General features: G+C 33.7%; 22 protein-coding genes, 1 tRNA gene and 1 rRNA gene. 1 reads left to right on the top strand and 23 read right to left on the bottom strand.

What is annotated here, in order from left to right:
* Positions 1–25: 25 nt before the first annotated feature.
* The 17 genes from HGO49_RS04775 to HGO49_RS04695 form a co-directional block, all read right to left on the bottom strand.
* The gene (locus HGO49_RS04775) at positions 26–823 is read right to left on the bottom strand and encodes a hypothetical protein (RefSeq protein ID WP_007302461.1); all 798 of its coding nucleotides are present in this window, start codon (positions 821–823) and stop codon (positions 26–28) included.
* A gap of 107 nt (positions 824–930) precedes the next feature.
* Positions 931–1,002, bottom strand: a tRNA-Cys gene (locus HGO49_RS04770).
* Between the two features lie 5 nt (positions 1,003–1,007).
* A complete protein-coding gene (locus tag HGO49_RS04765; RefSeq protein WP_007302460.1) occupies positions 1,008–1,898 on the bottom strand; it encodes a class I fructose-bisphosphate aldolase in 891 nt (296 codons plus the stop codon).
* 58 nt (positions 1,899–1,956) lie between these two features.
* Positions 1,957–2,955 (bottom strand): hypothetical protein, encoded by a 999-nt coding sequence (locus HGO49_RS04760; RefSeq protein ID WP_007302459.1) that lies wholly within the window; start codon positions 2,953–2,955, stop codon positions 1,957–1,959.
* 56 nt (positions 2,956–3,011) lie between these two features.
* Complete coding sequence (locus HGO49_RS04755; RefSeq protein ID WP_017532412.1) at positions 3,012–5,291, bottom strand: AAA family ATPase; 2,280 nt, start codon at positions 5,289–5,291, stop codon at positions 3,012–3,014.
* 297 nt (positions 5,292–5,588) lie between these two features.
* Entirely contained in the window at positions 5,589–6,815 is a 1,227-nt protein-coding gene (locus tag HGO49_RS04750; RefSeq protein WP_026092688.1) for a DEAD/DEAH box helicase, read from the bottom strand.
* A 34-nt stretch (positions 6,816–6,849) separates the two neighbouring features.
* The gene (locus HGO49_RS04745; RefSeq protein WP_017532410.1) at positions 6,850–7,101 is read right to left on the bottom strand and encodes a cold-shock protein; all 252 of its coding nucleotides are present in this window, start codon (positions 7,099–7,101) and stop codon (positions 6,850–6,852) included.
* A gap of 173 nt (positions 7,102–7,274) precedes the next feature.
* Positions 7,275–8,609, bottom strand: coding sequence for a TldD/PmbA family protein (locus HGO49_RS04740; protein WP_017532409.1), 1,335 nt, complete (start codon positions 8,607–8,609; stop codon positions 7,275–7,277).
* Positions 8,610–8,627: 18 nt separating this feature from the next.
* A complete protein-coding gene (atpG, locus tag HGO49_RS04735; RefSeq protein ID WP_017532408.1) occupies positions 8,628–9,500 on the bottom strand; it encodes an ATP synthase F1 subunit gamma in 873 nt (290 codons plus the stop codon).
* A 219-nt stretch (positions 9,501–9,719) separates the two neighbouring features.
* Positions 9,720–10,940 carry a heme biosynthesis protein HemY gene (locus HGO49_RS04730; protein WP_017532407.1) on the bottom strand — a complete coding sequence of 407 codons (1,221 nt, stop codon included), beginning with the start codon at positions 10,938–10,940 and terminating at the stop codon, positions 9,720–9,722.
* Entirely contained in the window at positions 10,937–11,668 is a 732-nt protein-coding gene (locus tag HGO49_RS04725; protein ID WP_017532406.1) for a hypothetical protein, read from the bottom strand. The genes HGO49_RS04730 and HGO49_RS04725 overlap by 4 nt, the downstream gene beginning before the upstream one ends.
* On the bottom strand, positions 11,661–12,890 hold the full coding sequence (locus tag HGO49_RS04720) for a lipoprotein-releasing ABC transporter permease subunit (protein ID WP_017532405.1): 1,230 nt from the start codon (positions 12,888–12,890) through the stop codon (positions 11,661–11,663). The genes HGO49_RS04725 and HGO49_RS04720 overlap by 8 nt, the downstream gene beginning before the upstream one ends.
* Positions 12,891–13,006: 116 nt before the next feature.
* Complete coding sequence (locus HGO49_RS04715; RefSeq protein ID WP_017532404.1) at positions 13,007–14,308, bottom strand: sugar phosphate nucleotidyltransferase; 1,302 nt, start codon at positions 14,306–14,308, stop codon at positions 13,007–13,009.
* A 99-nt stretch (positions 14,309–14,407) separates the two neighbouring features.
* A complete protein-coding gene (locus tag HGO49_RS04710) occupies positions 14,408–15,640 on the bottom strand; it encodes a hypothetical protein (RefSeq protein ID WP_017532403.1) in 1,233 nt (410 codons plus the stop codon).
* A 76-nt stretch (positions 15,641–15,716) separates the two neighbouring features.
* Positions 15,717–16,082 (bottom strand): succinate dehydrogenase, hydrophobic membrane anchor protein, encoded by a 366-nt coding sequence (gene sdhD / locus HGO49_RS04705; protein ID WP_083852057.1) that lies wholly within the window; start codon positions 16,080–16,082, stop codon positions 15,717–15,719.
* Entirely contained in the window at positions 16,079–16,456 is a 378-nt protein-coding gene (gene sdhC, locus HGO49_RS04700) for a succinate dehydrogenase, cytochrome b556 subunit (protein ID WP_017532402.1), read from the bottom strand. The genes sdhD and sdhC overlap by 4 nt, the downstream gene beginning before the upstream one ends.
* 102 nt (positions 16,457–16,558) lie before the next feature.
* Positions 16,559–18,062: ribosomal RNA gene (locus tag HGO49_RS04695) — 16S ribosomal RNA — on the bottom strand.
* A 153-nt stretch (positions 18,063–18,215) separates the two neighbouring features.
* Between HGO49_RS04695 and HGO49_RS04690 the strand changes: the two genes are divergently transcribed.
* Positions 18,216–18,833, top strand: coding sequence for a hypothetical protein (locus tag HGO49_RS04690; RefSeq protein WP_026092687.1), 618 nt, complete (start codon positions 18,216–18,218; stop codon positions 18,831–18,833).
* Between the two features lie 476 nt (positions 18,834–19,309).
* On the opposite strand, the gene HGO49_RS04685 is transcribed toward HGO49_RS04690, so the two are convergent.
* From HGO49_RS04685 to hflK, 6 genes are all read right to left on the bottom strand, one after another.
* Entirely contained in the window at positions 19,310–19,519 is a 210-nt protein-coding gene (locus HGO49_RS04685; protein ID WP_017532400.1) for a hypothetical protein, read from the bottom strand.
* The gene (locus HGO49_RS04680) at positions 19,510–20,976 is read right to left on the bottom strand and encodes an IS4 family transposase (RefSeq protein WP_172758531.1); all 1,467 of its coding nucleotides are present in this window, start codon (positions 20,974–20,976) and stop codon (positions 19,510–19,512) included. The genes HGO49_RS04685 and HGO49_RS04680 overlap by 10 nt, the downstream gene beginning before the upstream one ends.
* Positions 20,977–21,057: 81 nt before the next feature.
* The gene (locus HGO49_RS04675) at positions 21,058–22,122 is read right to left on the bottom strand and encodes a collagen-like triple helix repeat-containing protein (RefSeq protein ID WP_017532001.1); all 1,065 of its coding nucleotides are present in this window, start codon (positions 22,120–22,122) and stop codon (positions 21,058–21,060) included.
* Between the two features lie 372 nt (positions 22,123–22,494).
* Positions 22,495–23,952 carry a DegQ family serine endoprotease gene (locus tag HGO49_RS04670; RefSeq protein ID WP_017532002.1) on the bottom strand — a complete coding sequence of 486 codons (1,458 nt, stop codon included), beginning with the start codon at positions 23,950–23,952 and terminating at the stop codon, positions 22,495–22,497.
* Between the two features lie 3 nt (positions 23,953–23,955).
* Positions 23,956–24,828, bottom strand: a complete 873-nt coding sequence (gene hflC, locus HGO49_RS04665) for a protease modulator HflC (RefSeq protein WP_017532003.1) — start codon at positions 24,826–24,828, stop codon at positions 23,956–23,958.
* A 2-nt stretch (positions 24,829–24,830) separates the two neighbouring features.
* Positions 24,831–25,856 carry an FtsH protease activity modulator HflK gene (hflK, locus tag HGO49_RS04660; protein ID WP_017532004.1) on the bottom strand — a complete coding sequence of 342 codons (1,026 nt, stop codon included), beginning with the start codon at positions 25,854–25,856 and terminating at the stop codon, positions 24,831–24,833.
* Between the last annotated feature and the right edge of the window lie 289 nt (positions 25,857–26,145).

Genomic DNA, 26,145 nt, shown 5'->3' with positions numbered 1-26,145 from the left:
ATATAGTTTCTATGGGTAGTAAAAACTAATTTTTCTGAAGGGAAACCAGAACTTGATCAGTATTTTCATCTACTAATTCGAGGTAGCCAAATTTGTTAATTTGAGATTTTATTAGTATAGGAATCTTATTTCGATTTAAATAAAATCCCTGTTTTGATTGTTTATTAATCCGCAACCTTACATCCCCATTTTTCCAAGCAAGCATCTTATTTATTCCAGATTTTTCTTTACAATTATCTTCATTTACAAATCCTAAGTATTCATCTTCTGAAGAAGATATTGCAATCTCGCATATTCTATACCCTACCCAATTCCCTAGATATGGATCAGTATCGTCTTTTTCGTGAAGCTTGAACTCTCCTTTGACATATTCCCATGGAGCTTTTGCATCACCTAACTTTTTTAGAAAGAGTACGTCCTGATCAAAGTTTATAATGGTCCTTGTATGAAATGTTGTTAAGCTTGTGTCCCATAATAGTTTTTCTGTGATGCTAAAATGCTCTTTATCCTTTTGCATATTTTGAAATGATACGATTATCACATCTGCTCCAACTTCTCTTCCATAGTTAACATATTGACTAGCACGCCCATGTTTGGCTGTGAATGATGACTTACCTATTAACAGAAAGTCATTAAATAACGCATTATATATAGTCTGTGCACTGTAAGCTGTACCGACGTAAACCGGCTGTTTGTTGGATGAAGGGTACTTTTCTGGTGCAAGATGAGTATACGAGCTCTTTAATAAATAGTGAAAAGTGCAACTGGTAAGCAAGAAGGGCAAACCAATCAATAATAAAACTTCTGTTAATCTCTTTGGCATTTTACTGCTTATATTTTGAATATAGTATCTTATTTTTTTAAATATTTCATTAAAAGCCACACTTCTTGTTAAAATTTGAGAAGAAAAAACGATCTAATTGGAGTAAGAGGCCGGGACCGGAATTGAACCGGTATAAAAGGATTTGCAGTCCTCCGCATAAGCCATTCTGCCACCCAGCCGTTTTTTATGCGTAGATATTAATTATATCTTTTAGCATAGATAAAGCATCCTCTTTTTTTCTTTGAAAAGTGTTGCGCCCGATAATTGAACCATTACCACCACCTTGCTTAATTTCTTTTGCCTCATTGTATATATCATCCACTGACTTTGACTCACCACCAGAGAAAACTACTATTCTTTTTCCTGCAAAGCAAGACTTTTTAATATATTCAATTCTTTTAGATAATGATTCAATATTTTCTATTTTTTCTCTTTCCAGATGATTGGTTGGAAGTTTTACTTTTATTATGTTGGCACCGAGCAAAGCCGCTATATGCGCAGCATAGGCAATCACATCAACTGCTGTTTCACCTTCTTTGGAAACCCCTTCACCACGTGGATAAGACCATAGCACTACAACAAGGCCACAAGATTTAGCCTCAGCTATAATTTTGCGAGCTTCTTCCATCATATCAAAACACTTAGCAGAACCAGGATATATAGTAAACCCAACAGCCATGCAGCCCAAACGCAGCGCATCTTTTACAGAGGCAGTTATTGCTTGATCTGAAGTTAAGCTTTTTGAGTGCAAAGAGTTAGCGCTATTAAGCTTCAAAATAAGTGGTAGCATTCCAGCATAAGTTGAAGCACCAGCTTCGATCATACCAAGCGGAGCAGCGTATGCACTTACTCCTGAATCAACTGCAAGCTGAAAATGATAATGTGGATCGTAAGCATCAGGGTTAACTTCAAAACTTTTTATTGGTCCGTGCTCAAATCCCTGGTCTACAGGGAGAATTACTAACTTGCCAGTTCCACCAAGTTTCCCATGCATAAGAATGCGAGTAAGATTCGCTTTTACTCCAGGGTTTTCACTTTCGTAGTAACTTAGGATTTGTTTTACTTCTTCACTCATTAATATCTTCAAATTTACTCAAAGTGTAGCAAAAACTATAGTTGAAGCAAAGACCTTTTTATGCTCTTGTTCCTACGCCTATATTTAAAGGTGTAACTTTAGGATCAGTAGTATGCTGTTGTGGTTTTTCTTGAACTAAATCTTCAAAATACATTTTAACAATAGGAAGAACGAGCGGCATAAGTACTAATTTGTAGTCATACCATGCAAATTTTTCTTTATAACTAAATTCCGCATCTTCTTCATATAAACACTGGGTACAGTATTCACCATATAGTTCAAAAGCTTTCACAAAAGTCCTAAGTAAAGCAATAAGTAATAAATCTAATGCTAAATTAGCTATTAGCATCGTTCCATATTGAACAGGCCAGCCATTTTGTGCAACTTCCGACATTAAACTGCATACAGCAAACGCTGCTGATATACATATTACATAATTATCAGCAGCAATAAGTAGATTGTATCTTCTATTTAACCTATCTAGATTTCCTTCTTGTGAGCCTCTTTGTTTACTTGCTGCATAGATAATACTACAAAAGGATATAATAAATAACCATGGCCAAACTCCAATGCTGAATGCATAAAATTTATAAGCAATATTTTGCACTTTGCCACTGTTAGCAAGTTGTGATAAGCAATATTTGACTTGAGGCGACGGACCAAGTACCACATTTGCTAATATAAAAAATAAACATGCTCTATTCACAGCTTTCTCTCTACGCAATAGAATCTCATTGATTCTCCTTTGTTTTTCCTGCACTTCTCGCTGTAATGTTATAGATATGCCAGCTGCTTTTAAGTCGTTAAGATATTTCTCTAGCTTATCTTTATCTGCACTAAGTTTTTTAAACTTTTCTTCAGCTATTTTTTTCTCTTTCTCTCCTACTACTTTATCAGGGTGACATTTTAATGAAGCTCTTCTAAAGCGCCGCTCAACTAACTTAAGTACATCATCAAACTCCTGGCTTATTACTTCTTCCGCTTTTATTCCCAGCCTTGAAAATAAATTCCGTAAATCTTGATTACTGTAATATTGATTTCTGGTTAAACTTGCCACTATAGCCTCATTAAAAAATAGTGACTATACTACAAATTTAATACTCAAGCAAGAATTTAAACTATATCAAAAGCAATTCCGTGTTTACCAATATAAATCCTTAATTTCTTTCCTTTAATTAATCGACGATTCAGTATTTCTTCAGCCAAATGACTTTTTATCTCTTTTTCAATCAGCCTCTCTATTGGGCGTGCTCCCATTTCTTTGCTATAACCTGTTTGCGCAAGATAAGACTTTACTTCTTCTTCCACTGAGCAGCTTATACCCTTTTGCACAAGTTGTTTTTTTAATTCCTGAATAAATTTATCCACAATGTGCAAAATGACATCCGCATCCAAATCAGAAAAGGAAATGACTGCATCAAGACGATTACGAAATTCGGGGCTAAAAACCCGTTCCATTGCTTTTTCGCTGTCACTGATGTTAAAGTTTTTATACCCAAAGCCAATAGAACTTTTGTTACGTTCAAATGCCCCTGCATTGGTTGTCATAATTAAAATCGTATTGGAAAAATTAACCTTACGTCCGTAAGTGTCTGTAACACAACCATAATCCATGATTTGTAGTAATATATTATAAATATCACTATGAGCTTTCTCAATTTCATCAAGAAGTACTACGCTATATTGATTATTAGATACAGATTCTGTAAGCAATCCACCTTGGTCGTAACCCACATATCCAGGAGGGGAACCAATCATTCTAGATATTGTGTGAGGTTCCATATACTCAGACATATCAAACCGAATAAGGTTCATACCCATATTTTGTGCTAGCTGCTTCGCAAGCTCAGTCTTACCTACACCAGTTGGCCCTGCAAAAAGATACTTTGCCAAGGGTTTATTGTAACTTCTCAGACCAGATTTAGCAATTTTAATAGAATTAACGAGAAACTCTATCGCTTGCTCTTGACCAAAAATGGCCCTATTGAGATTTTCTTTCAAAGATTTTACTCTTTGCATATCATCAAGACCGCAAGGTAAGTTTGTAATCCTAGCGATAGTACTCTTAATGTCTCTACTGTTTATAATTTTTCGCCTGTTTTTTTGTAACTTACAATATGCCCCTGCTTCATCTATAACATCAACTGCTTTATCAGGTAATATTCGCCCAGTAATATACTTGTGTGAAAGCTCAGCTGCAGATTTAATGGCATGTTTCGTGTAATATACTCCATGATACCTTTCATAGTAATGCTTTATACCATCTAGTATCTTTACTGTATCATTAATGGAAGACTCTTTTACATTAATTTTTTGAAACCTCCTTGCTAATGCTTTATCCTTTTCAAAGCTATTGCTATATTCTCTATATGTAGTTGCACCTATACAACGCAACGTACCTCTTGCAAGTGCAGGTTTGAGCAGATTGCCAGCATCAAGAAAGCTGCCACTTGTTGAACCCGCTCCAATAATAGTGTGTATTTCATCAATGAAAAGAATAGCGCCAGGTTTTGCCTCAATTACTTTTATTATAGATTTTATTCTCTCTTCGAAGTCACCTCTATAGCGTGTTCCTGCAAGAAGTGATCCTAAATCCAAAGCATAAATTATGCTGGATCTCAGTGCACTCGGAACACTACCTTCAATAATTTTCAATACCAAGCCTTCAACTATTGTTGTTTTACCAACACCTGGTTCTCCGACATATAAAGGGTTATTTTTTCTGCGTCTTAGTAAGATTTCTATAGTGCGATTTAATTCACAATCACGACCAATGACATAATCTATTTTTTTGCTTCTTGCACAATCATTTAAATTTCTACAATAATTTTGTAGAACTTCTTCATCTTTTAATGATTCACCTTTATTTGCTACAGTAGAGATATCGTTATTCTTATCAAGTTTTATCTTGCGATTAGTTACATATTCTTCTATATCACCTGAATATTTTATATTGGATATATTATAAATCAAATTAGAATCCTTTGCATTCTGTTTGCTTAATAGCTCTTCAATGTATAAATCTTGCTCAGACAGAATCTCTAATAGAATACTTGCTCCATTTATTTCTTTTCTTCCCAGACGATGAGCCCGTATCATGGCTTTATGTATTATGCGTTGAAATAGCACATCAGGCTCAACTTTATTGACAGTTAATTCGGAATTGTCTTGTAAAAAACCTTTTGTATTATTACCATGATCATTTCTTAATATAATATTATCTATATTTATGATTTCATCAGCTCTGATGTTACATCTTGATAAAACATAATTTACATCCACATCTTTGGTTAATGCTAGCAACAAATGTTCCACTTTTGCATATTTAAGCTTACAATCAGAAGCAATCTGTAACGCTCTATTTAAACTTGCCTCTAAATTTTTAGAAATCATCTATTCTCTTTAAAAGTGTAAATTTATATATAATTAGTAGCACACAATTATTAAAAAAACTGAAATCTAGCAGCTCGTTGTAGCCAAATTGAATTACGCTACAGATTATAGTCCACACAGCCTCACATTATAACGTTGTGATAATCTCAAAACGTTATAAGCAGCAGAATTAAGATTATCAAATTGTAGGTAAATCTAATTTGGACTAGCTATATATTCTTTCTACCATCCTCCAATCACTTCGCTTTGCAGCAAGTTTACTGGAGCTTTTAAAGAATAGAAGAATAGTTAAGTACATTAATACGCTTGTTCTAGTACTCTGCTTTTCTTCTTAAATACATTGATCTTTTTTCTATCGTATTTAGCCTTTAACGTACTTGGCCTTTTAAAGATCTTTTTGCTGTTACGTTTTTGAGATTGCATACTACAATCAAAATTTGGCTCTCCTTCTTTATCTGCTAGTGCAGGCAGTCTTCTCTTATCTTGAGGTGTAACAAAAGATAATGCAAATCCTTCAGCTCCCGCACGTGCAGTTCTACCTATACGATGAACATAATCAGCTTGCGATTGTGGCACATCATAATTGATAACATGTTGAATGTGGGGAATATCAAGGCCGCGAGAAGCAACATCAGTTGCAACCATGATTTGATTACGGCCACGACGAAAAGAATTAATGACTCTTTCGCGCTTGTGCTGCCTTAAATCACCATGCATTGCTAAAGCGCTATAGTCATCTTTGTGCAATCTATTAGCTAGCTGATCTGCTCCTTGCTTTGTTTTAACAAAGATAATGATTGATCCTTCACGCTGACATAGCTGTGTAACAAGCTTGTCATATTTTTCCGATTCTGATGCATAAACAACTTCTTGCTTAATTTTTACAGAAGTTGTAGCCTGGCAATCAACAGAAACACGCTCTGGTTGATTAAGATATTTTTCAGTAAGTTTTACTATTTCTCCAGGAAGAGTTGCAGAAAACATAAGAGTTTGCCTTATTTTAGGCAAATGCTTCATAATTTCTTCAATCTGAATTCCAAAGCCCATATCAAACATACGATCCGTCTCATCAAGCACAAGAATACTAACATTCCGAGTAACTAAAGTTTTACGCTCAATATGGTCTATAATACGACCAGGAGTACCTATTATTATTTGTGGTTTTTTCTGAAGCTGATTTAGCTGCCTAAAAATAGGCTCACCTCCAATCAACAAAGCAACTCTTAGTACGGAATTTTGAGATAAGAGTTTTCTTATCTCATTTGTTACCTGATGAGCAAGCTCTCTGGTTGGCACGATGACTAAAGCTGAACCAATGCTTGGCTCATTCAGCAATTTAGCAACCAGTGGAATAGCAAATGCCAAAGTCTTTCCAGTTCCCGTTTGAGCAGACCCAAGAATATCCTTGCCCTGGAGAGCTAGAGGAATCGCTTGCATTTGAATCGGGGTTGGAACACAAAGATTATTTTTACTTAGAGCTTGCCTAAGCAAAATTGGAAGCCCCATTTCATGAAAATTACTCACAATACATTACCCTATTAAAAAGCTTCACGATAGACTAATCTTCCAATCTTAAATTTATTGCAGACTTTTTATCTTCTCCGTTCCTACCACGCTCCTCTTTAAGCTCATAACTTACTCTTTCCCCTTTCATTCCTCTCTTTCTATCCTCTCCTCGAAGTGCATCAGGTCTTATTCCTGAACGTTCTAATGCACTAATATGTACAAAAACTTCCTCACCTCCATCTTCTGGCTTGATGAAACCATAGCCTTTTTCAACATTAAACCATTTTATATTACCAAATTCCATGTGGATAACTCCTAAACTACTAACTAATATTATTAATGTGATGAAAAACTTTGAAATTACGATTTAGAATGCCTTAAGCTTAGTTATTGCGACTAAACTTCTATACTCCATAGTCTATTCTTAACATTACATAGTAATGATACACAATTATTGTACTTGATGCAACTAAATTTTTAACCACTAAGTGAACCTGCAACTGTCATTTCACTAACTTTAATCGTTGGTGAATTAAATTGGCCACAGAAAGTTAGATCATTTGCAACGACCAAATTGCTAAACATATCTTTCAAATTGCCAGCAACAGTAATCTCGTGTATTGGGTAAGTTATTTTACCATTTTCTATAAAAAAGCCGCACGCACCTTGACTATAATCGCCATTGATTAAATTAACACCAAAACCAAATAAATCAGTTACATATACTCCCTCTCTTACTTCCTCAATTAATTCATTAAATGACCTATTACCATTTTTGAAATAGAAGTTACTAGCTGAAGGAATAATTGCAGCATTACTTGTACGAGTTGCATTTGCGGTCGTTTCCAAGTTTAATTTCTTAGCCGAATATAGATCTAAAATCCATTTTTGTAGCACTCCATTTTTTACAAATTCATTTCTCCTGCTCATCATTCCTTCCCCATCAAATGGTCTTGATGCTATACCTCTTGGTAACAATGGATCATCGATAATGTTAATCCTATCATTAAAAATTTGAGTATTTAAACTACTTTTCAAAAAAGAGCTATTATTCACAATATTGCTTCCATTGATGGCAGAAGCAAAACTTTTCACCAACTCTTTTGCTGCTCTTCTTTCAAAAAGAACTGGAAACTTACCAGTTTTGATTGCACATGAATTTAATTGATCTATTGCTCTTTTTGCTGCTTCTTTCCCTATTAACTCTGGCGATTTCAAATCATTAAAGTTGCATGTTACATCGTAATCATAGCCTATCTTCATTTCACCCTTTTCTCCAGCAACGACAGAAACCTGATTAATAAAAGTTGATTTACTAAATGAACCAACAAAACCAGAAACGGTTGATAATACTGTATTTACTGAAGTATGTGAGGATGAAGCTCCTTCGGAATTAATAATATTTTTATGTGCAAGAGCTGAATTTTCTGCAGCTTCAGCAATTTCTTTTAGTTTATCAATTGTTACAATATTATTATCTGAGATATTTAAATCTGCAGAAAAGATATAACTACTATCATCTATAGCAAAACTAATATAAGGATCTTCCTGAGCATTCTTTGCCATTTCCACCACTTGTCTCACCGCACCACTCAGATTATTCAAATCGTTTGTAGAAATATACGCAGCTTTATTCTTACCTGCTATAGCTCTAATTCCTACAGTACAGTTTTTAGATTGTGATATTTGTTCAATTTTTGATAGACGCTGAGAAACCGAGGTCTTATTAGTTTCATATATTGTAACTTCTGCGTCTTGATTCTGCTTTTTTATTAGTTTAGTGATATCTGATACAATATTTAATATATTCATTTTTCATTCCTTGGGTTTCTATAAAGATTCTGCACCACCTATAACTTCAATCAAATCAGTTGTAATCGCTGTTTGACGAGAACGATTATAAAGCAGTGCTAATTTATTCAGCATTTCTTTAGTGTTTCTGTTTGCTGATTCCATAGCAACCATTCTAGCACTATTTTCACTTGTTGCACTTTCAAGTAAAGCGGAGTAAAGAGCAACTGCAATGTAATCTTTAATCAAAGATTTTAAAATAAATTCAATATTTTGTGGTTCATATTCATAGCTATAATCTGTTGTTGAACCAGCTAGAGAGTTATCAATCAAGGATGAGCATTTATTCCATGGTTTTATTGTTTCCAACATTGGTTTTTGCGTAAAGGTATTATAAAATTTGCTATACAAAATTGTAACCTTATCGTATTTACCTAGATCTACATCACTAACCAAAGCTTCTATATGCTTTAGCGTGATTTCCTTATTACTTTCAACCTTCAAAATACTTTTAGAGTCAAATCTACTCTTACCCATCTCAAAAGCTTTTTTACCAAAAAATACAATGTTTACTTTCTTGCCATTTGCAATTAATTTATTTATATGCTTCTGGCTAAATCTGATAACAGAAGAGTTAAAGTTACCACATAAGCCACGATCAGACGCAATAACAAATACTAGGTAAGAATTGTCGCCACTGACATTGAGAATTCTTGCCAGTAAATCTTGATCAACCGATGTCATTGATGAAGAAATGATGCTATGCAGCTTAGATATATGCAGTTTTGAATTTAATAATTTCTTTTGGCTTTGTAACAACTTTGCTGCAGAAACCATTTGCATTATTTTCGTGGTTTTCTGCACAGACTTAATATTCTTAATTCTTAAGGATAGTTCCTTTAAGCTCTTCATTTTATAATTTCAATTTATTAAAATATATAATCGCTAGTGTCTAAAAGCAAGTTTTTTTGATCGAACAAGCTAAATCGACTGTGTCAAGAAAAAATATCACTAAAAAATTTGCAGGTTTATTGCCTTAAAACAAGAGTTACATTAAGAAGGATCGATTTCAAAGATTATTTATAAAGTTCCGTAATCTAAGATATTATTACTATCAAACTTTGTAGAACCTCATAATATATAACAAATACAATTAAAACTACTGCAATTTGAACACTTATAACTCCATCGTTCTAGTTCTTTGTTGCAATCTTTACATCTCCAACATGGATCAGATAAAGCCTCTGATTCTATTTTGTTTAGCCAAAAAATTACTTGATCATGCTCTTGCAGCACAATCTTGAGCTGTATCATAACAAGGTAGATTGATATGTAATTGGCTTTTTTCATAGCAATACCTAAGTGTTGACTTGCAAGATCATATTTACCTAAGCTAATTGAAGACGAAGCAAGCAAACAGTAACTAAAATAATAATCAGGACGCAAGTTATATAGTCTTTCAGCACCTTTATTATTTAACTTGATATACATTCTGGCTGATTGAGGAGTAGGGTTTACCCTATACTCTTCCTCTAATACTGCGGAAGCTTTTCTGATTTTTTCAAGTTTGATATATAATTCTGCCTTTAAATAATTGATGGGCTGAAAATCTGCGCAACAGCTTTGCGCTTTAAATAAAGACTTTATAGCTTCTTTGAAATTTCCTTTACTTTCGCATTGACTTGCTAAGGCACAATAAAAGACTGATAACATCTCTTTACGATCAAAGGGAAGAAAAATATTGAACTTAATAGCTTCCTTTAATTTCAAAATTGCATTCACCCAATCTTCTTGCAATATGCAATGCTCTATTTGAAAGGGAATGGAGAGAATTTTATCATTAATTGAACTAGAGCAATATTCTATAAATTTTTTAAAGACAGACCTTTCTTGCTTTAGGTAAATAATCAGCTTATTGACCAAAAGTAGAGCTAAGTTGCGATTTTTACTTGCAATACCCGTCAAATTATGGCTGAAAAAGCTGTAATTTCCTGTTTTACCTGAATTAAAGAGCTTTAGCAAAGATAATTTATCACTTTCTTCATTTAGATTTTTAATTAGTTTATTGGTGTTCTCTATATTACCTAAATCTAAACTAAAGAAAGCTTCAAAGAGAAGCAATTCTTCCTTACTTCTTTTTCTATTTTTTATGTTGGCAAATGTTGATGAAATAGAAAAATAAAAGCGTGCAATTGCAATCAATAAAAATAATAAAACTACGCAAGCAAGAATAATGAAATATAGATCAATACTTATAGCATAATTGCCTAGTTCCAATTTTATTACTTCATCACTTACCTTGATCCATATGCCAAATAAAAACGAAAAAGCAAAAATTATAAAATAAATCATGAGATGTATTGTAATAAGTGATGATATATTGTTGACGTATTCTTGAAAGCTACAATAAAGTTATTTAATTTATTAAGCCACGGCTTGAATTCTGGATGTGTTAAGTCGCCTATTGTAGTAGCTATGCTCTGCCAATCATTATCGCTTATTGATTCTTCAATTTCTGCAAGTTTTACCTTAAGTGGGTCATTTTGATTATCTATTTTTATCCAATTTGAAATGATTTTTTTAAACAATGTACTTTTATTGTAGTTAATAACAGTAATATTCTTCTCAAAAGATAATTTTAACTCGTGTAAAGTATCTACTTCTTTCAAATTTTCCAGTTCATTTACTGCATTTTCTATCTCTGGGTCGTCAAGCTCTGATATCAAAGGCTTTATTGAATTTATATGATTATCAAACTTGACTTCTCGCAATAACGAATTCTTCATCTTAACCACAAGTAGCAGCAATTTTGCGAGATTCTTATGCCTTAAGCTACTATCACCCTGCTCACATTGAGTGTGAAGATTTCTCTTTAGGTCAAACATCCTTTTTTCTACCCTAGATTGATTAACTTCAAGCAACATTCTAAGTTCATCTATCTTTTCCGTTAAAACACTTATACTGTCTTCACTTTCTTGCTGATTTATTTTAAAAAATATTATGTTATTTATTGTAATATAGCTGGCAAATAACAATATAATTAGGAACCAACCTATATATTTTTGCCAAGCATCATTCATAACGTAATATCTCCACAGGATCTTGCGCAGCTGCCTTCAATGCAGGAGGAATTGTCGCTAAAAATGACAAGAACAATGCAAGCGCAGAAATGTTCACTACATCTTTAGAAACTAATATCACTGGCAAACTTGAGAAAAAGTATATCATAGGATCAAACAGCTTGATGTTGGTAATGTTTTCTAAAAACACTCTGATATTTTCAATGTTGAGAGAAAAAATAATTCCTATAGTAAAGCCAAGACAAGTTCCTGTAAAACCAATGAGCAGTCCACAAGCACAAAATATGCGCATAATGCTTCCGCTTGTTGCACCAAACGTACGCATAATTGCAATTGCAGATTTCTTTTCCTGCACTATCATCATTAAACTTGAAACAATATTGAATGCTGCCACAACTATAATCAAAGTAAGAATTAAAAACATCACATTTCTTTCAGTTTTTAAAGCATTAACATAATGGCTTTGCTGAGATTGCCAACTTTCAGCTTTCATTCCTGTTTCTTCTACTATAGCATTTGCTAGCTTATTAGCCACAGCAATATCGTCTATAAACACTTCTATATTTCTCACACTATCTTTATAATTAAAAAAAGCCTGAGCTGATTTCATGGGCATATATATCAAGGTATTATCGTACTCAAACATACCCATATCAAATATTGCTACAACTTTATATTCTTTCATTCTTGGCATTTCATCAAGCAATACATCAAATCCTTCAGGAGATACAAGTATAATATTATCACCATAATCAATATTCAAGGCTTCTGCCAATCGTGCCCCTATTATTACTCCTTCATCGAATTTTTCCACATTACCCACAATCACATTATTTGTAACGGTAGTGTTATTAAATAAGTCTTTAGCTGATACACCACGAACTACACTACCTGCAATTCCACCATTTGCTGCAACGACCACTTGATCATTGGTCATAGAAGTAGCTTTTAATACACCTGGGATTTTCTCAATAGATTTTAACACTGCGTGGTAATCTGAATTTATGCTTCTATCAAAGTAAACATTAATATGGCCATTAATGCCAAGTACAGAGTCGAGCAGCTTTGCTCTGAACCCATTCATTACAGACATTACTACTATTAGCGTTGCAACTCCAAGAGCAATACCAATAATAGAAAACAAGGCCATTATAGAGCAAAATCTAGAATTCTTTGCTCGCAAATAGCGAATAGCCATAGTAAATTCAAAGGCAATAGACATTATACTAAGATTTAAATATCATACTTTTTATGCTTCATATAACTGTAATTTTTCCTTTACCTCAAATTAGGTCGTCTAAATTTAGCAAGCTTATAGAATATATTCAATATTCTATATTAAGACCTTCCATATATATCGTCCAATCTTACTATATCATTATCAGATAAAAACTTTCCTACCTGAAACTCAACTATCTCAAGAGGAAATCTTGTACTTTTATTCTCAATTTTATGAAACACCTTCCTTGGAATCTCTATTACATGATTTTTCATTATAGCATATGTTTTGTCATCTAAACTAACATATCCAACTCCTGATAGTATTATATGGTACTCATCTCTATAGTGGTGAAATTGCTTAGAAGTGCAGCTTAGTGGATTTATAAAAAGATATTTTATAAGAAAATCCTTGCCCATTAAAACTACACTATAAAATCCCCATGGCTTAATCTCTTTCCTTATTGGCTTTACTTCCTTAACTTTATTAATGAACAACATTAGGCTCTTACTTGGCCGTTTATAAACTCTACCTAGTAAATTTTTTGCATCATTTTCTGTCATCAAAACTGGCTCTCTTCCCTTGGTTACAGCTTGAAACGACTCAAAATTCCTATTAAATCTCTTACTTAACTCTAAAACTGAACCCCAAGTGCCAACATCCATCCAATCAAAATTGGCTTCTATCATTACAATATTTTCTGCTTTTTCTATCACTAGGTGATCAATAGATGTATCACCCATTCCTGCACAATTTTGCTGTTCTAAATACAGAAATCTCTCTCGTGGTACAAAATGCTTCATACTTTCACAACATAAATTATAGAGAGTCGGAGCAGTTTTTTTTATCTCATCTATATAGCGTTTTGCTCTAAACACAAATATTCCAGAGTTCCAATAATGATTATTGTCCAGCTCATATTCAGGCTTTTCGATAAAGCTCTTTACTATATGATATTTCCCTCTCTGATCATAAACTGCATTTATATAGCCATATTCAGAATTGAATTCACGAGGCTTTATTCCAAAAGTAACTATAGAGTCAGTGTGAGAGGCTAGCTTAGATGCTTTCTCAATAGAAACATAAAAATCATTCAAATCACCTATAAAATGATCTGAAGGAAGCACCAAGATTGTCTCATTTTTATCGCAGAGAAGTGCAGCAATTAGTATCGCCGCCGCTGTTCCAATTTTCACTGATTCAAAAACTACTTTATATTCCTGTAATGTATTCAATTCCTCCATCACCAACGACTGATACTGTATATTTGTCGTAATGATGGGTGGCATATAATCGCTTTTTATCCTCAACAAAGTGTTGTGAAACATAGTATTCTGATTAAATATTTTCTGAAATTGCTTTGGCTTAGATAAAGGCCACAGTCTGCTACCACTACCACCACACAGTATTACAGGGCGCATTTAATTAAGATATTAATTATTCGATTAATATCTTATACTAAGGACAAGATACATGCAAGTTTTTGTTGTGAGATGATTAAAGTAAAAAGTAACGATTGATTACGGGAGTGATGAAGTCCCTACATTTCGTGATGAGTCTTGTCTTCTTTCTATCTCTCTATCAATATGAAGAGTGTTGCTTTTTTGATTAACGGCTGCAGCTACTTTTTCATCAGTTTTGTTTTGCAACTTTTCCTTTAAGCTTTCTCCAACACCTAGTTCTCTAGATTTATCTATACTTTCACTACTTTTGTTTAGCCCCTCTTCTAATTCTTTCTCAATGTCTGGCCTTCTAGCGTTAAGCTCTTTCCATGTACCCGCTATGCTAAGTGGCTTATGATCCTTCTGCTTCGGCTTTGGCCTTTCCCCATTTGTAACAACATTAAAGTCGCTTTTTACTTCTTTCCAACATTCTTTCAATTGGTGTTTCCACATAGTAAGATAAGCATCACCATACTTTTTCTCATTTGCTACAAACAATAAAATTAGAGCCTTAAGTATGGTAGCTCCCATATTCACTAAATTTTTTACTGCCGCTACAAGGGTGAACAAAAGATAACCAGGAAATTTTGCAATTACGCTTTGCTTACTGAGTAGATATTCCACTGGTTTCATAAGTAAATAGTCAAGCAATTTAGCACAAACTTTAGCTAAGCCCGCAGCAAAAACAATAGGAACAGATATAAGACTTTTATCTAGCTCTAGATTACCATTTTGATCTCTAATTTCAGAAAAATGAGTGTTTAATTTCTTATAATCACTAGTGTATAATAATTTTCCATTTCTTCCTTTTTCATCTCTATCTTTCTCGTCAACCTCACCTTTATCGTTGAGAGAAGAACCTTTTTTAGCAAGCACACGAGAATTAGTTAATTCAAGTGACTGAGTATCAACTTCAAAAATTGGTATATGTTTTTCAAGATCGATTTTTGAAAACCCAAATGGTTTATAGTAGCCATCACAATGCTTAACATCCTTATTTTTTTCCCGATCAACTAAAAAGTCAATGGTAAAATAGGACCTATCATCCGTTTTCTCGACAAGAGCTAATTCAAAAATTTTCTTGCCATACAAAAGTTTATATATAGTCTCACCATTACTATTCTCACTTTCTACAACTTTCCCAGACTTTACAATCTGATCGTAATTCTTTGGATATTTGCATTTTCTTCCATCTGTATATGTCATTACCTTTCTAAGATCCTTGACATAAATTTGAGATTCAGATGAAGCAAATAAACCTTTTGCTTTAAGCGTAAAATCTGCTACTCCTTCTTTTAACATTCCAAACATGTTGTCAAACCAAAATTGCTATAGTTCAATAATAAAATTAGTAAACTAATAATATATTAACACAGAACTAACAATTTTACAAGAAGATATGCCTATAAAAGAAAAAAGTCGTAAAAGCAAGGACTATATAAGTAATGCTTGATAAGTATTTTATGCATGTAATTGTCAAAATCCTTAGAGGTACGCTTTCTATATAATCTTCACACACTACCTGCATTCCAAGAACTGCATGCCAAAAAATGCAAAACACCAGTATAACAAAAAACAAAAGCTCTAGGGGATGATTAATAGCCTGAAATAATTTTTCATTAAAAGACAAAGGGCTATCAACATAAAATGTGCAAGAAAATGAGTAAATAAACCAAGGAAATAAAAACAACAAGATCACCGCAGAAACACGCTGGATCCACCAATGATATACTGAATTTACAGATTGACTCATATAAACATAAATAAAAAAGCCATAGTAGAAAGAAATAGCATTATTGTTAGTAACATAGCACTTTTTGAAATACTAGCAATTTCTAAATTAAGCCCAGCATCCCACAATAAATGCCGAATACCATTAAGAAAATGATACATAAAGCTTACAAAACATAAGATATAAGCTAATTTAGCAACAGGAGTGAACAATAATGCATTTAAGCACCTTACTATAAGTAACTTAGAGGAGTAAACATATAATATAAAATACCAAGAAAGTATGATTAATAAAAGAAATAGCAAGATACCAGTCAATCTATGCATAATAGAGAAAAAACTAGTAACTTGCACTTTATATATTTGTAAATATGGAGAAAGAGGCCTATTACTCATAAAATTTCATTATCGAGAAATTAAAAAATAAAGTAGAAGTAAAGACAGCAGTATAGTACATAATAACACTATTATTTGAAATGGTGAATTACGTACAAAGCCTAAGGAGGTAATCCAGCTGCAGATTCCCCTACTGCTACCTTGTTACGACTTCACCCCAGTCACTGATCCCACTTTAAATAACTCCTTCCTTGCGGTTAGGCCATTAGCTTCGAGTGAAACCAATTCCCATGGCGTGACGGGCAGTGTGTACAAGACCCGAGAACGTATTCACCGTGGCATGCTGATCCACGATTACTAGCGATTCCAACTTCATGTACTCGAGTTGCAGAGTACAATCCGAACTGAGATGTCTTTTAGGGATTAGCTTGGGCTTGCGCACCTTGCAACCCATTGTAGACACCATTGTAGCACGTGTGTAGCCCACTCCATAAAGGCCATGATGACTTGACATCATCCCCACCTTCCTCCAGCTTATCACTGGCAGTTTCCTTAAAGTGCTCAGCATTACCTGATGGCAACTAAGGATGAGGGTTGCGCTCGTTGCGGGACTTAACCCAACATCTCACGACACGAGCTGACGACAGCCATGCAACACCTGTGTGAAATCCGGCCGAACCGACCCTATCCCTTCGAATAGGTATGATTTCCATGTCAAGAAGTGGTAAGGTTTTTCGCGTTGCATCGAATTAAACCACATGCTCCACCGCTTGTGCGGGTCCCCGTCAATTCCTTTGAGTTTTAATCTTGCGACCGTAGTCCCCAGGCGGAATGTTTAACGCGTTAGCTATAATACAGAAAGTAAACTTCCCATATTTAACATTCATCGTTTACAGCGTGGACTACCAGGGTATCTAATCCTGTTTGCTCCCCACGCCTTCGCGCCTCAGCGTCAGATTTGAACCAGATAGACGCCTTCGCCACTGGTGTTCCTCCTAATATTTACGAATTTTACCTCTACATCAGGAATTCCTCTATCCTCTTTCAATCTCTAGATTAATAGTTTTAAAAGCAATTCCAAGGTTAAGCCTCGGGATTTCACTTTTAACTTATTAATCAGCCTACGCGCCCTTTACGCCCAATAATTCCGAATAACGCTAGCCCTCTCCGTATTACCGCGGCTGCTGGCACGGAGTTAGCCAGGACTTCTTCTGTGAGTACCGTCATTATCTTCCTCACTAAAAGAGCTTTACAACCCAAAGGCCTTCTTCACTCATGCGGCATAGCTGGATCAGGCTTTCGCCCATTGTCCAATATTCCCCACTGCTGCCTCCCGTAGGAGTCTGGACCGTATCTCAGTTCCAGTGTGGCTGATCATCCTCTCAGATCAGCTATAGATCATTGCCTTGGTAGGCTATTACTCCACCAACTAGCTAATCTAATATAGGCTCATCTAATAGCAATAAATTTTTCCCCCGTAGGGCGTATACGGTATTAGTTGCCGTTTCCAACAATTATTCCGTACTACTAGGTAGATTCCTATACATTACTCACCCGTCTGCCACTAAGTTATACCATAGCAAGCTACAATATAACTCCGTTCGACTTGCATGTGTTAGGCCTGCCGCCAGCGTTCATTCTGAGCCAGGATCAAACTCTCAAATTTAGACTTCAACCTATAAAAGGTTGAGGGTACATCGGATAAATCCGACAAAAAATAATTTAGCTTAATACTGCTGTCTTTATTTCTACTTTAGAAATATTTTAATCTCCAACTACTCAAACAACTTTGAGAACATTATTATATGATATAATCACTATGTCAATATGTTTTTGCAAATCAAAAGCATTAATGTATAAATATATAACTATTTGGAATATTATCATGAAAAAATATATCTTTCTGCTTGCATTCGCACCAATGTTAGTTGGCATCACATTATACTTATTGCGCAACATTGATAACACAAAACAATCTATAACTGCAGGTGACAAATTTTACGAAGTATTATTCTTAAAAAAAGATAGTAAGCCGCTGCTAGAAGAAATAGATTCAAATTGGGGATATTTAGCAAATTTTGAACACGCATTCAATCATATCTCAGATTCAATGCCAACAGACACAGCATCTATTATTTATAATGATTTGGCAGATGATAAAGATGCTCCTAATGTTTTGCGTGAATTAGCACAATACTTAGAGGTAATGAGCTTACTTCACTCCAACGGTGAAAAAATAAATAAAGATAAAATTGATAATTTAGAATCAAGTGCAGTATATCCTTATTCAAGCCAAGAAGCTATCGCTGTAGTAAAGATACATAATAACGACATTAAAGGTGCAATTGAAATATTGCATTCATTATTAAATGATAGAGAATGTCCTACTCTAATCAAGGCCAATGCACAAGAATTACTTCTGGTATACGAAAACTAAAAACTTGCTTGCATAACAATTTGGCAGCGCATCCGATGAAATAAAGAGCTTTACTTGACAAACTTCCCTATTTTATTATGGCACTAAAAGTATTTATGACTCAAAATTTGTTTTTGACCTGCAGAATCAATCACAAAATCCAGTAAAAACTTAGGTAATTATTGGTAGATTACGTAAAATTATAGCGGTTTTTTAATTTTTTCTATACTCAGCCAAGTCACGCTTGTTAGAACACTATTACAGCACTACTTACAGTAATATAGAGTCAAAACTTTACTAATCAGAGGTTCTTTTACCTTTTTTATTTAGTAAGACTTCTCTATATTTATAGTTTATCAAAGAATAAACTTTACTAGTAGAATATCATTCTAGCACTGGAATGACAAAAAGAGAATAAAATCGCAATAGCTACGTATCAAGCACCGTTGTATTTTCTCTATGTTTTAGATTACCTTGTTTACCCCCCCCTTTACCATTCAGCTACGCAGATAGTTACCACAAACCGCAAAGATGTTTAAAAGAAATCTAATTTTTATCAACTCATACATTTCATTACCAACTTCACAATAAGGTTCTGCTGTTGGATAAAAACAATCAAAAAAGAAATAATCCTTTAGTATTTCTTTGCTGCATCCAGAATTATAGTAAGTATCAAGCCCTCCTTTAAACCTTACTATTACCCACAAGTATAGAATTCATGAGCAAGTCTCCATCCTTCTGCTAAATCAAAGAGACGTTTCCATCCCTTCCACAAGGCTATAGGACCTGGTTCTAAGTCATTTTTGCGAGCTAAAAACCCTCCTAACTTGGCCACCCACCTCACAATTTCTCTTATAGGTGGTGGAGTCTCAGGATAGTTTTTTGTCTTAAGCATTTTGGTATATAAAACCTTCCATTCGTCATCAGTCAGTATGACAGTGCAAGAAAGATTCGGATTTGTTCTAGCTACCAATGTAATAAAAAATATTCTCCATGCAATTATACTCATAATTGTAAGAAAGCGGATCAATCTATCTGCTGTTTGGAGCCTACATTCTTCAACTTTAAGACCGGATTTCAAAATTTTATGAAAAACCTCTATTCTCCATCTTAAGCAATACCATTGTATTTTTTCTACTGCTTCTTCAAAATTATTAATATTTATATTTGTTAACAAAATCCAGTTTATGGGCTCTTCGCCAAATGGGGGATATCTTTCTATAACATAGACAGCATTTAAATTTAAATTAGGAAGTTTTTGGGTTTTACGTCTAGCGTTGTTTTTTGATGCATTCATCACAAAGTTACTAAACTTTACTTCTAAAACTGTTGTTCTTTGAGGTTTTTTATCGCGAGCAGGAATACTCACTTGAATTTCTCCTTGACAAGACATGCGATTCATCAAATCCCACAATCTTTCACCACCTTTTTCAGAATAAGTCGACTTCTTGTTTACTGTTCTGTTTTGATTTCCTCTTACTACAAAAAGAGATTGATTAGTGGAAGCAACTTCAAATAAATCATAAATATCTGCTTCTCTATCACAAACGGTAACTACCTTAACATCCTTTAATCCAGGATGTTTAGTAGAGTCTTTAAGTGATGCTATCCACCGTATGCTTTCTTTCTCTTCTATGGGAAGAGCAGTATTATGGCTTCTTCTTTTCAACTCCTTTAGGTCTTCAGTTAAGGAAGGTCTAGTACTAATTTTTTGATCCAATAATCCTATAGGTAGTCCTTCTGTTGTAACTGCAAACGTTGTATGCATCACTAATCCATGGGTTTTAAAATTAGTTGTTTTAGATGTTAATCTTGCTGCTATAATCCCTAATCCTTCGGTCTTTTTATGATTTTTATATGAAATATAACTCGTATCCTGGATAGCTAAGATAGTTGAGTATTCTTTAGCTCTTTCAACAGTTTTAATTATATGACTGTCTAATATTTTTCTTTCAGAAATGGCATCGTTTTGGAAAAATCTATAAGCTGCTTTACTTTGATGCCAATCTTCACAAGCTTGATTTATTGAACGCTCAGGCGATTCAGCAAAACTATTAACTATTTTTAGAAGCCTTTTACTTAATCTTATATCACCAAAATTAACAATTCCAAATTCACTTTCTGCCCATTCGCCAGTTGAGGTATTTATAGTTCTTTTCATCATATATTCCATTTTTAGACCATAGATCTATTTATAATAGAAAGTTGAATTAGTAAAATAGCAGCTTTTTCTCCATTTTTAGATTTATGGGTAATAGTAAGCTTGAGGACCAGGCGCTCCATCGAAGCCTCTATCACCTTTTTGTCCCCTTTCACCTGGCTCACCTTTAGGACTTTGTACACCAGTATGTTCTAATCTTTCAATTCTGCGTTTTAAAAGTTCAATTTCTGTTTCTAAATTTATATGTTCTTGAATATTCACATCAACCTCCAAAAAGTTATCAAAATTTTCTAAGTTATAATAATAAGGATATGGACCTGGTCTATTGTCGTGCTCATACCCAAAAGAATTAGGGTTAAAATTATAAAAATTTTTGCATGTGCTATTTTCATACGATATGCAACCAACATAACTATTGCCTAACTTTTTTACTGCGAAATAGGTATCTTGTGCTTTCAAGCTCTCCATTTCATGAAAAGGGAATAACTCGAATGTATTGCTTATACGAGTAAATGCTGAAAGGATATCATTCAATATGCCAACTTTTCCACCAGTTAAATTATATACCTGAGCGCTCCTATATAATTTGTATATATTTCTTGATTCTTTAAACAAATAGTCTCCTATTTCTATTTTGAGTCTTTTATCAGGTGAACTTTTAAGATCTTCCAAAATAAGACTGACATTTTCGCTACTAATTATGTCTTTTGGATCTATTAAAACCTTCCTATTTTCTAGTAGTTCATAATAAATACTACAGCTTTCACGATTATATGCCTTAACATGTAAACCATTTGTGTAACCATGAGGTATACGATCAATAGTAGCTATGATAGTATTTTTGCCATCATAGTAATAATAATAAGGTTGATCAGAGGTAGTAACTAAAGCGAATTTGTAATCATTTCCTACCCTTTCTAGCTTTAATTGTGGCCATTCAGATAAGTTGTTTAGTATACTTGCCACGTCATGCTTCAAATCCCAAATTTGAAAACTCAGGCCAATATTGTTGTCGATGATAATGTAAGATACACTAGGCAGGCTAAATGTTGTTTTGTTATTTAATCTTATTTGTGCAGGTATCCTACGACCAGTTCTATTATTACAATCTTTTTGTGGAATATCTTCCTTTTCTAGTTTAAAACGCATCTCCACCTCCCTTTGCGATTAGATATAATTAATTTATGGGTATTAATTATTGATTAATACTGATGATCAGTAAATATAATTATATTTTACACTAATTTAGTTATAAATTAACTTGTGAAAGAAAGTTGTTTTTTTACAACTGAGCATAAAAATGCTTTGTATTATCGAACTTCTTACCACTCCAGCTCTTTCATCTTATGGATGATATCGTTCCAGTGCTTGATACTGAAATCTAGTTCTTCCATAACCTCGTTGGAAAGGTTTTCAGTATAGGGACAAATTTTATTAATCTACAGAAACACCCTTACCCTCAGGATAAAGAAGCTAGTTAAATTTGTCAAGCAATTTTTTCATGACCAGCTAGATAAATAGCTACTTCTTCAATTTGATTGAGGTGAAAAATTGATTGCCGTTGCGGTAAATAAGCAGCATTACTGAATCTTTGCCGTCTTTTTTTACTGCTGAATCAATTTGTTTTTGAAAATCATTAGTATTTTCAATATCGATTCCATCTAGTTGAATAATTATATCACCTTTCTTAATAACACGTAGTGTAGAATTACTACTACTATCTACACTAGTAACTACTACACCCTTTGTGGGTGCATTGTTTTTTAGTTCTTTTGGCAAATTTGAAACGGTTAAACCACTTATATAACTAGATGTTGATTTATTTTCTTCTTGATTATTACCTGAATCATCATTTGTAGATTCCTCGATTGCAACCTTGATATTGACTTCTTTACCTTTTCTAAGTAACTTAACCTGTACTTTCTTTCCGGGCTCAGTTCGTGAAACCATATGAGGTAATTGCGTCATTCTATCAATTTTTTTGCCGTCAAACTCTAATAGTATATCACCTACTTTGATTCCTCCTTTCTCTGCAGGACTGCCCTTTACTACGCTTGCAACTAATGCACCTTTGATATCTTTTAAACCCAAGGATTCAGCAAATTCTTTTGTTATAGGCTGAACTTGCACGCCAAGCCAACCATGTTTTATTTTTTTACCACTTTTTAATGTGTCAATAATTGAAATAGCTAGATTAGATGGTATAGCAAAGCCTATACCCACGTTACCGCCAGACTCAGATGGGGAATAAATAGCAGTATTAATGCCTATAACTTTTCCATTTAGATGAAATAGTGGTCCCCCTGAGTTACCCCTATTAATTGCAGCATCAGTTTGAATAAATTCATTCATAGTACCAATACTAATGTCTCTAGATCTTGCAGACACAATTCCTGTACTTACAGAGCCACCCAAACCAAAAGGGTTGCCTATTGCAATAACTGTATCACCAACTCTTGCTTTATCAGAATTACCAAATTCAACAAAAGGAAGATCTTTATCAGAATTAATCTTAAGCACAGCAAGATCAGTTTTTGCATCATAGCCTAAAACTTCTGCTTTGAAATAAGTATTATCGTTCATAGTAACTGTAATATCTTGGGCGTTTTTAATAACGTGATAATTAGTTACTATGATTCCACCTTTATCTATAATAAATCCAGAGCCAAGCAAAACTACCTCTCTGTTAACACTAGGACCCCTATCCATAAAAAACTGATCAAAGTGCTCAAAAAATTCTCTAAAATCATCAAAGAAATTATTTCTTGGTGTAAAAGGAATTTTAGTTCTATTGTTATTTTCTTGCTTAACTATTTGCTCACTTGAAATATTTACAACTGCAGGAATAAGTTCCTCCACTATATCAGCAAGCCCTTTATTACAACTGCATACGGGATCTGCAACTGTTTTTGTAAACAGATTAGCATATGAAGAAAACGAAATTAAAAAATATGCAAATATAGATAAAATAATTTTCATAAACTATTTCCATCCCTTGTTCAAAATATCTAAGAAATTATTATTTGGTGAAAGCACAAATTTAGTATTATCCTCAGCAAATGATTTACTATAAGCTTTCATAGAGCGATAAAAGTTAAAAAACTCTTCATCAACCTTGAATGCCTCATTATAGATTCTAGTTGCTTCAGCATAACCACGGCCTCTTATTTCATGCGATTCTTTTACTGCACTAGAGACAATTCCCCTTTTTAATTTATCAGCTTTTGATCTAATTTCTTGTCCAGCTTGTTCTCCTTCTGCTCTAATTTCTTTTGCTTCCTTTTCCCTTTCAGTTTGCATGCGGTGGAATATTGCAGAACTATTTTCTTCTGGTAGATCTGCTCTCTTAATTCTTACATCTATTATTTCTATGCCAAATTTTCCAGCTTCAGAATAAACTCCACGTTGAATTAATTGCATAACTTCTGATCTCTTTTCATTCAATAAACTAATTAATGAAAATCTTCCTATATTCTCCCTTATGTGAGCTTCTATGACAGGATATAATCTTCTAACTAGCCCTGATTCATTTTTCACAGTTTGATAAAAAGTGATAGGATCTATTATTTTATATTTTGCATAAGCATCTACTATAATACGCTTTTGATCTGCAGTTATCACTTCCCTTGGAGTTTTATCAGGACTTAAATCTAAAATTCTCTTATCAAGAAATTCTACGTTATTTATAAATGGCAATTTAAAATATAAACCACTGTTCCTAACATCTTTTACGACTTTACCGAGTTGTATAACTATTGCTTGTTTTGTTTCTTGAACAACGAAGATTGAATTAGATAATGCAATCAATAACGCAACAAATACAAAAGCAAAAACAATTTTAATATTACTACTCATGACTATTTTCCTAGATTTGTAAGGGGTAAATAAGAGAACATACCTTTCAGATCGTCTGTTATAACAAACTTATCTACCTTGCTAAAAATATTTTCCATAGTTTCAAGATAAATACGATTCTTAACAAGAGAAGGATTTTGTCTATATTCTTTATGAAGAGATAAAAAGCGATTTGCATTACCTTTTGCCTCATTTATTATTTCATTCTCGTATGCTTCTGCATCTAATTTTATCTTTATTGCTTCACCTTTTGCACGAGGTATAATATCATTACTGTAAGCGTATGCTTCGTTTATGGTACGCTCCTTATCTGCGCGAGCACTTTGTACATCCCTAAATGAGCTAATCACCTTTTCTGGTGGATCAATTTTTTTCATTTGAACGGATAAAATCTCTATACCCATTTGATATCCATCAAGAATCTGTTGCAATAAAATTCTGGTATCTCTGGAAATTTCAGCCCTGCCTTGACCTTCGAGTGCAAAAGAGATAGTATTCTTACCTATTATTTCTCTCATAGCACTTTCAGCAGCATTTTTAACGCTAAAACCAGGTTTATAATCCCGCACTTTGAATAAATAATCTTTAGCATCCCTGACTCTCCATTGGACCTCAAAGTTAACGTTGACTATGTTCTCATCTCCGGTAAGCATCACTCCTTCACCACGATCTGTATCTCGCCCATAAGAGCTGCTTATCCCAATTTCTTCACGATTTACTTCCTTAACGTTCACTTTAAAAACCTTACCAATAGGGTAGGGAAAGTGATAACGCAAACCAGATGTTTCTGTATTGGAATATTTGCCAAAAGTAAGTTCTATACCTTCCTCACTCGGATGGACAATATAGAAACCAGTACAAAAATAAAACAACAAAACAATAAAAATGATGAAATAAGGTTTTTTTCCTCTATTTCTGGTTAAGCCATTAAAAAAGCATCTTATATCAGACACAGCTTTACTTAAAATATCTTCATTACTTGAACCTGACGATTTCTTTCCAAGATTCCAAGGATTACGCTCATCCATAAAAATTATTAATTGTATAACTAATACGCTGATATTACTTAATTTTATCAAAAAATGCAAAACTATTTTGTTTGCAGATTAATGATCGGAGTGAAAGATGTGATCATACACTTCCTTTTTCTTTATATGATATGGTCAATTCTACAGAATTTCTGGCTTTTTTTGAATTCTTTATTGTCGTTTTTGATAAGTATCTTTAGTTGTATATTAGTTATTAACATAAAAGACAATGCCTGGGATTTAGGAAACTTAATTTTAATCAAGTAGCTGCATAATAAATCATCGTCAA

Source organism: Wolbachia endosymbiont of Diaphorina citri (assembly GCF_013096535.2).
GTDB lineage: Bacteria > Pseudomonadota > Alphaproteobacteria > Rickettsiales > Anaplasmataceae > Wolbachia.
The sequence above is the reverse complement of the archived record's forward strand: the minus strand, read 5'-3'. Positions and strand labels throughout refer to the sequence as shown.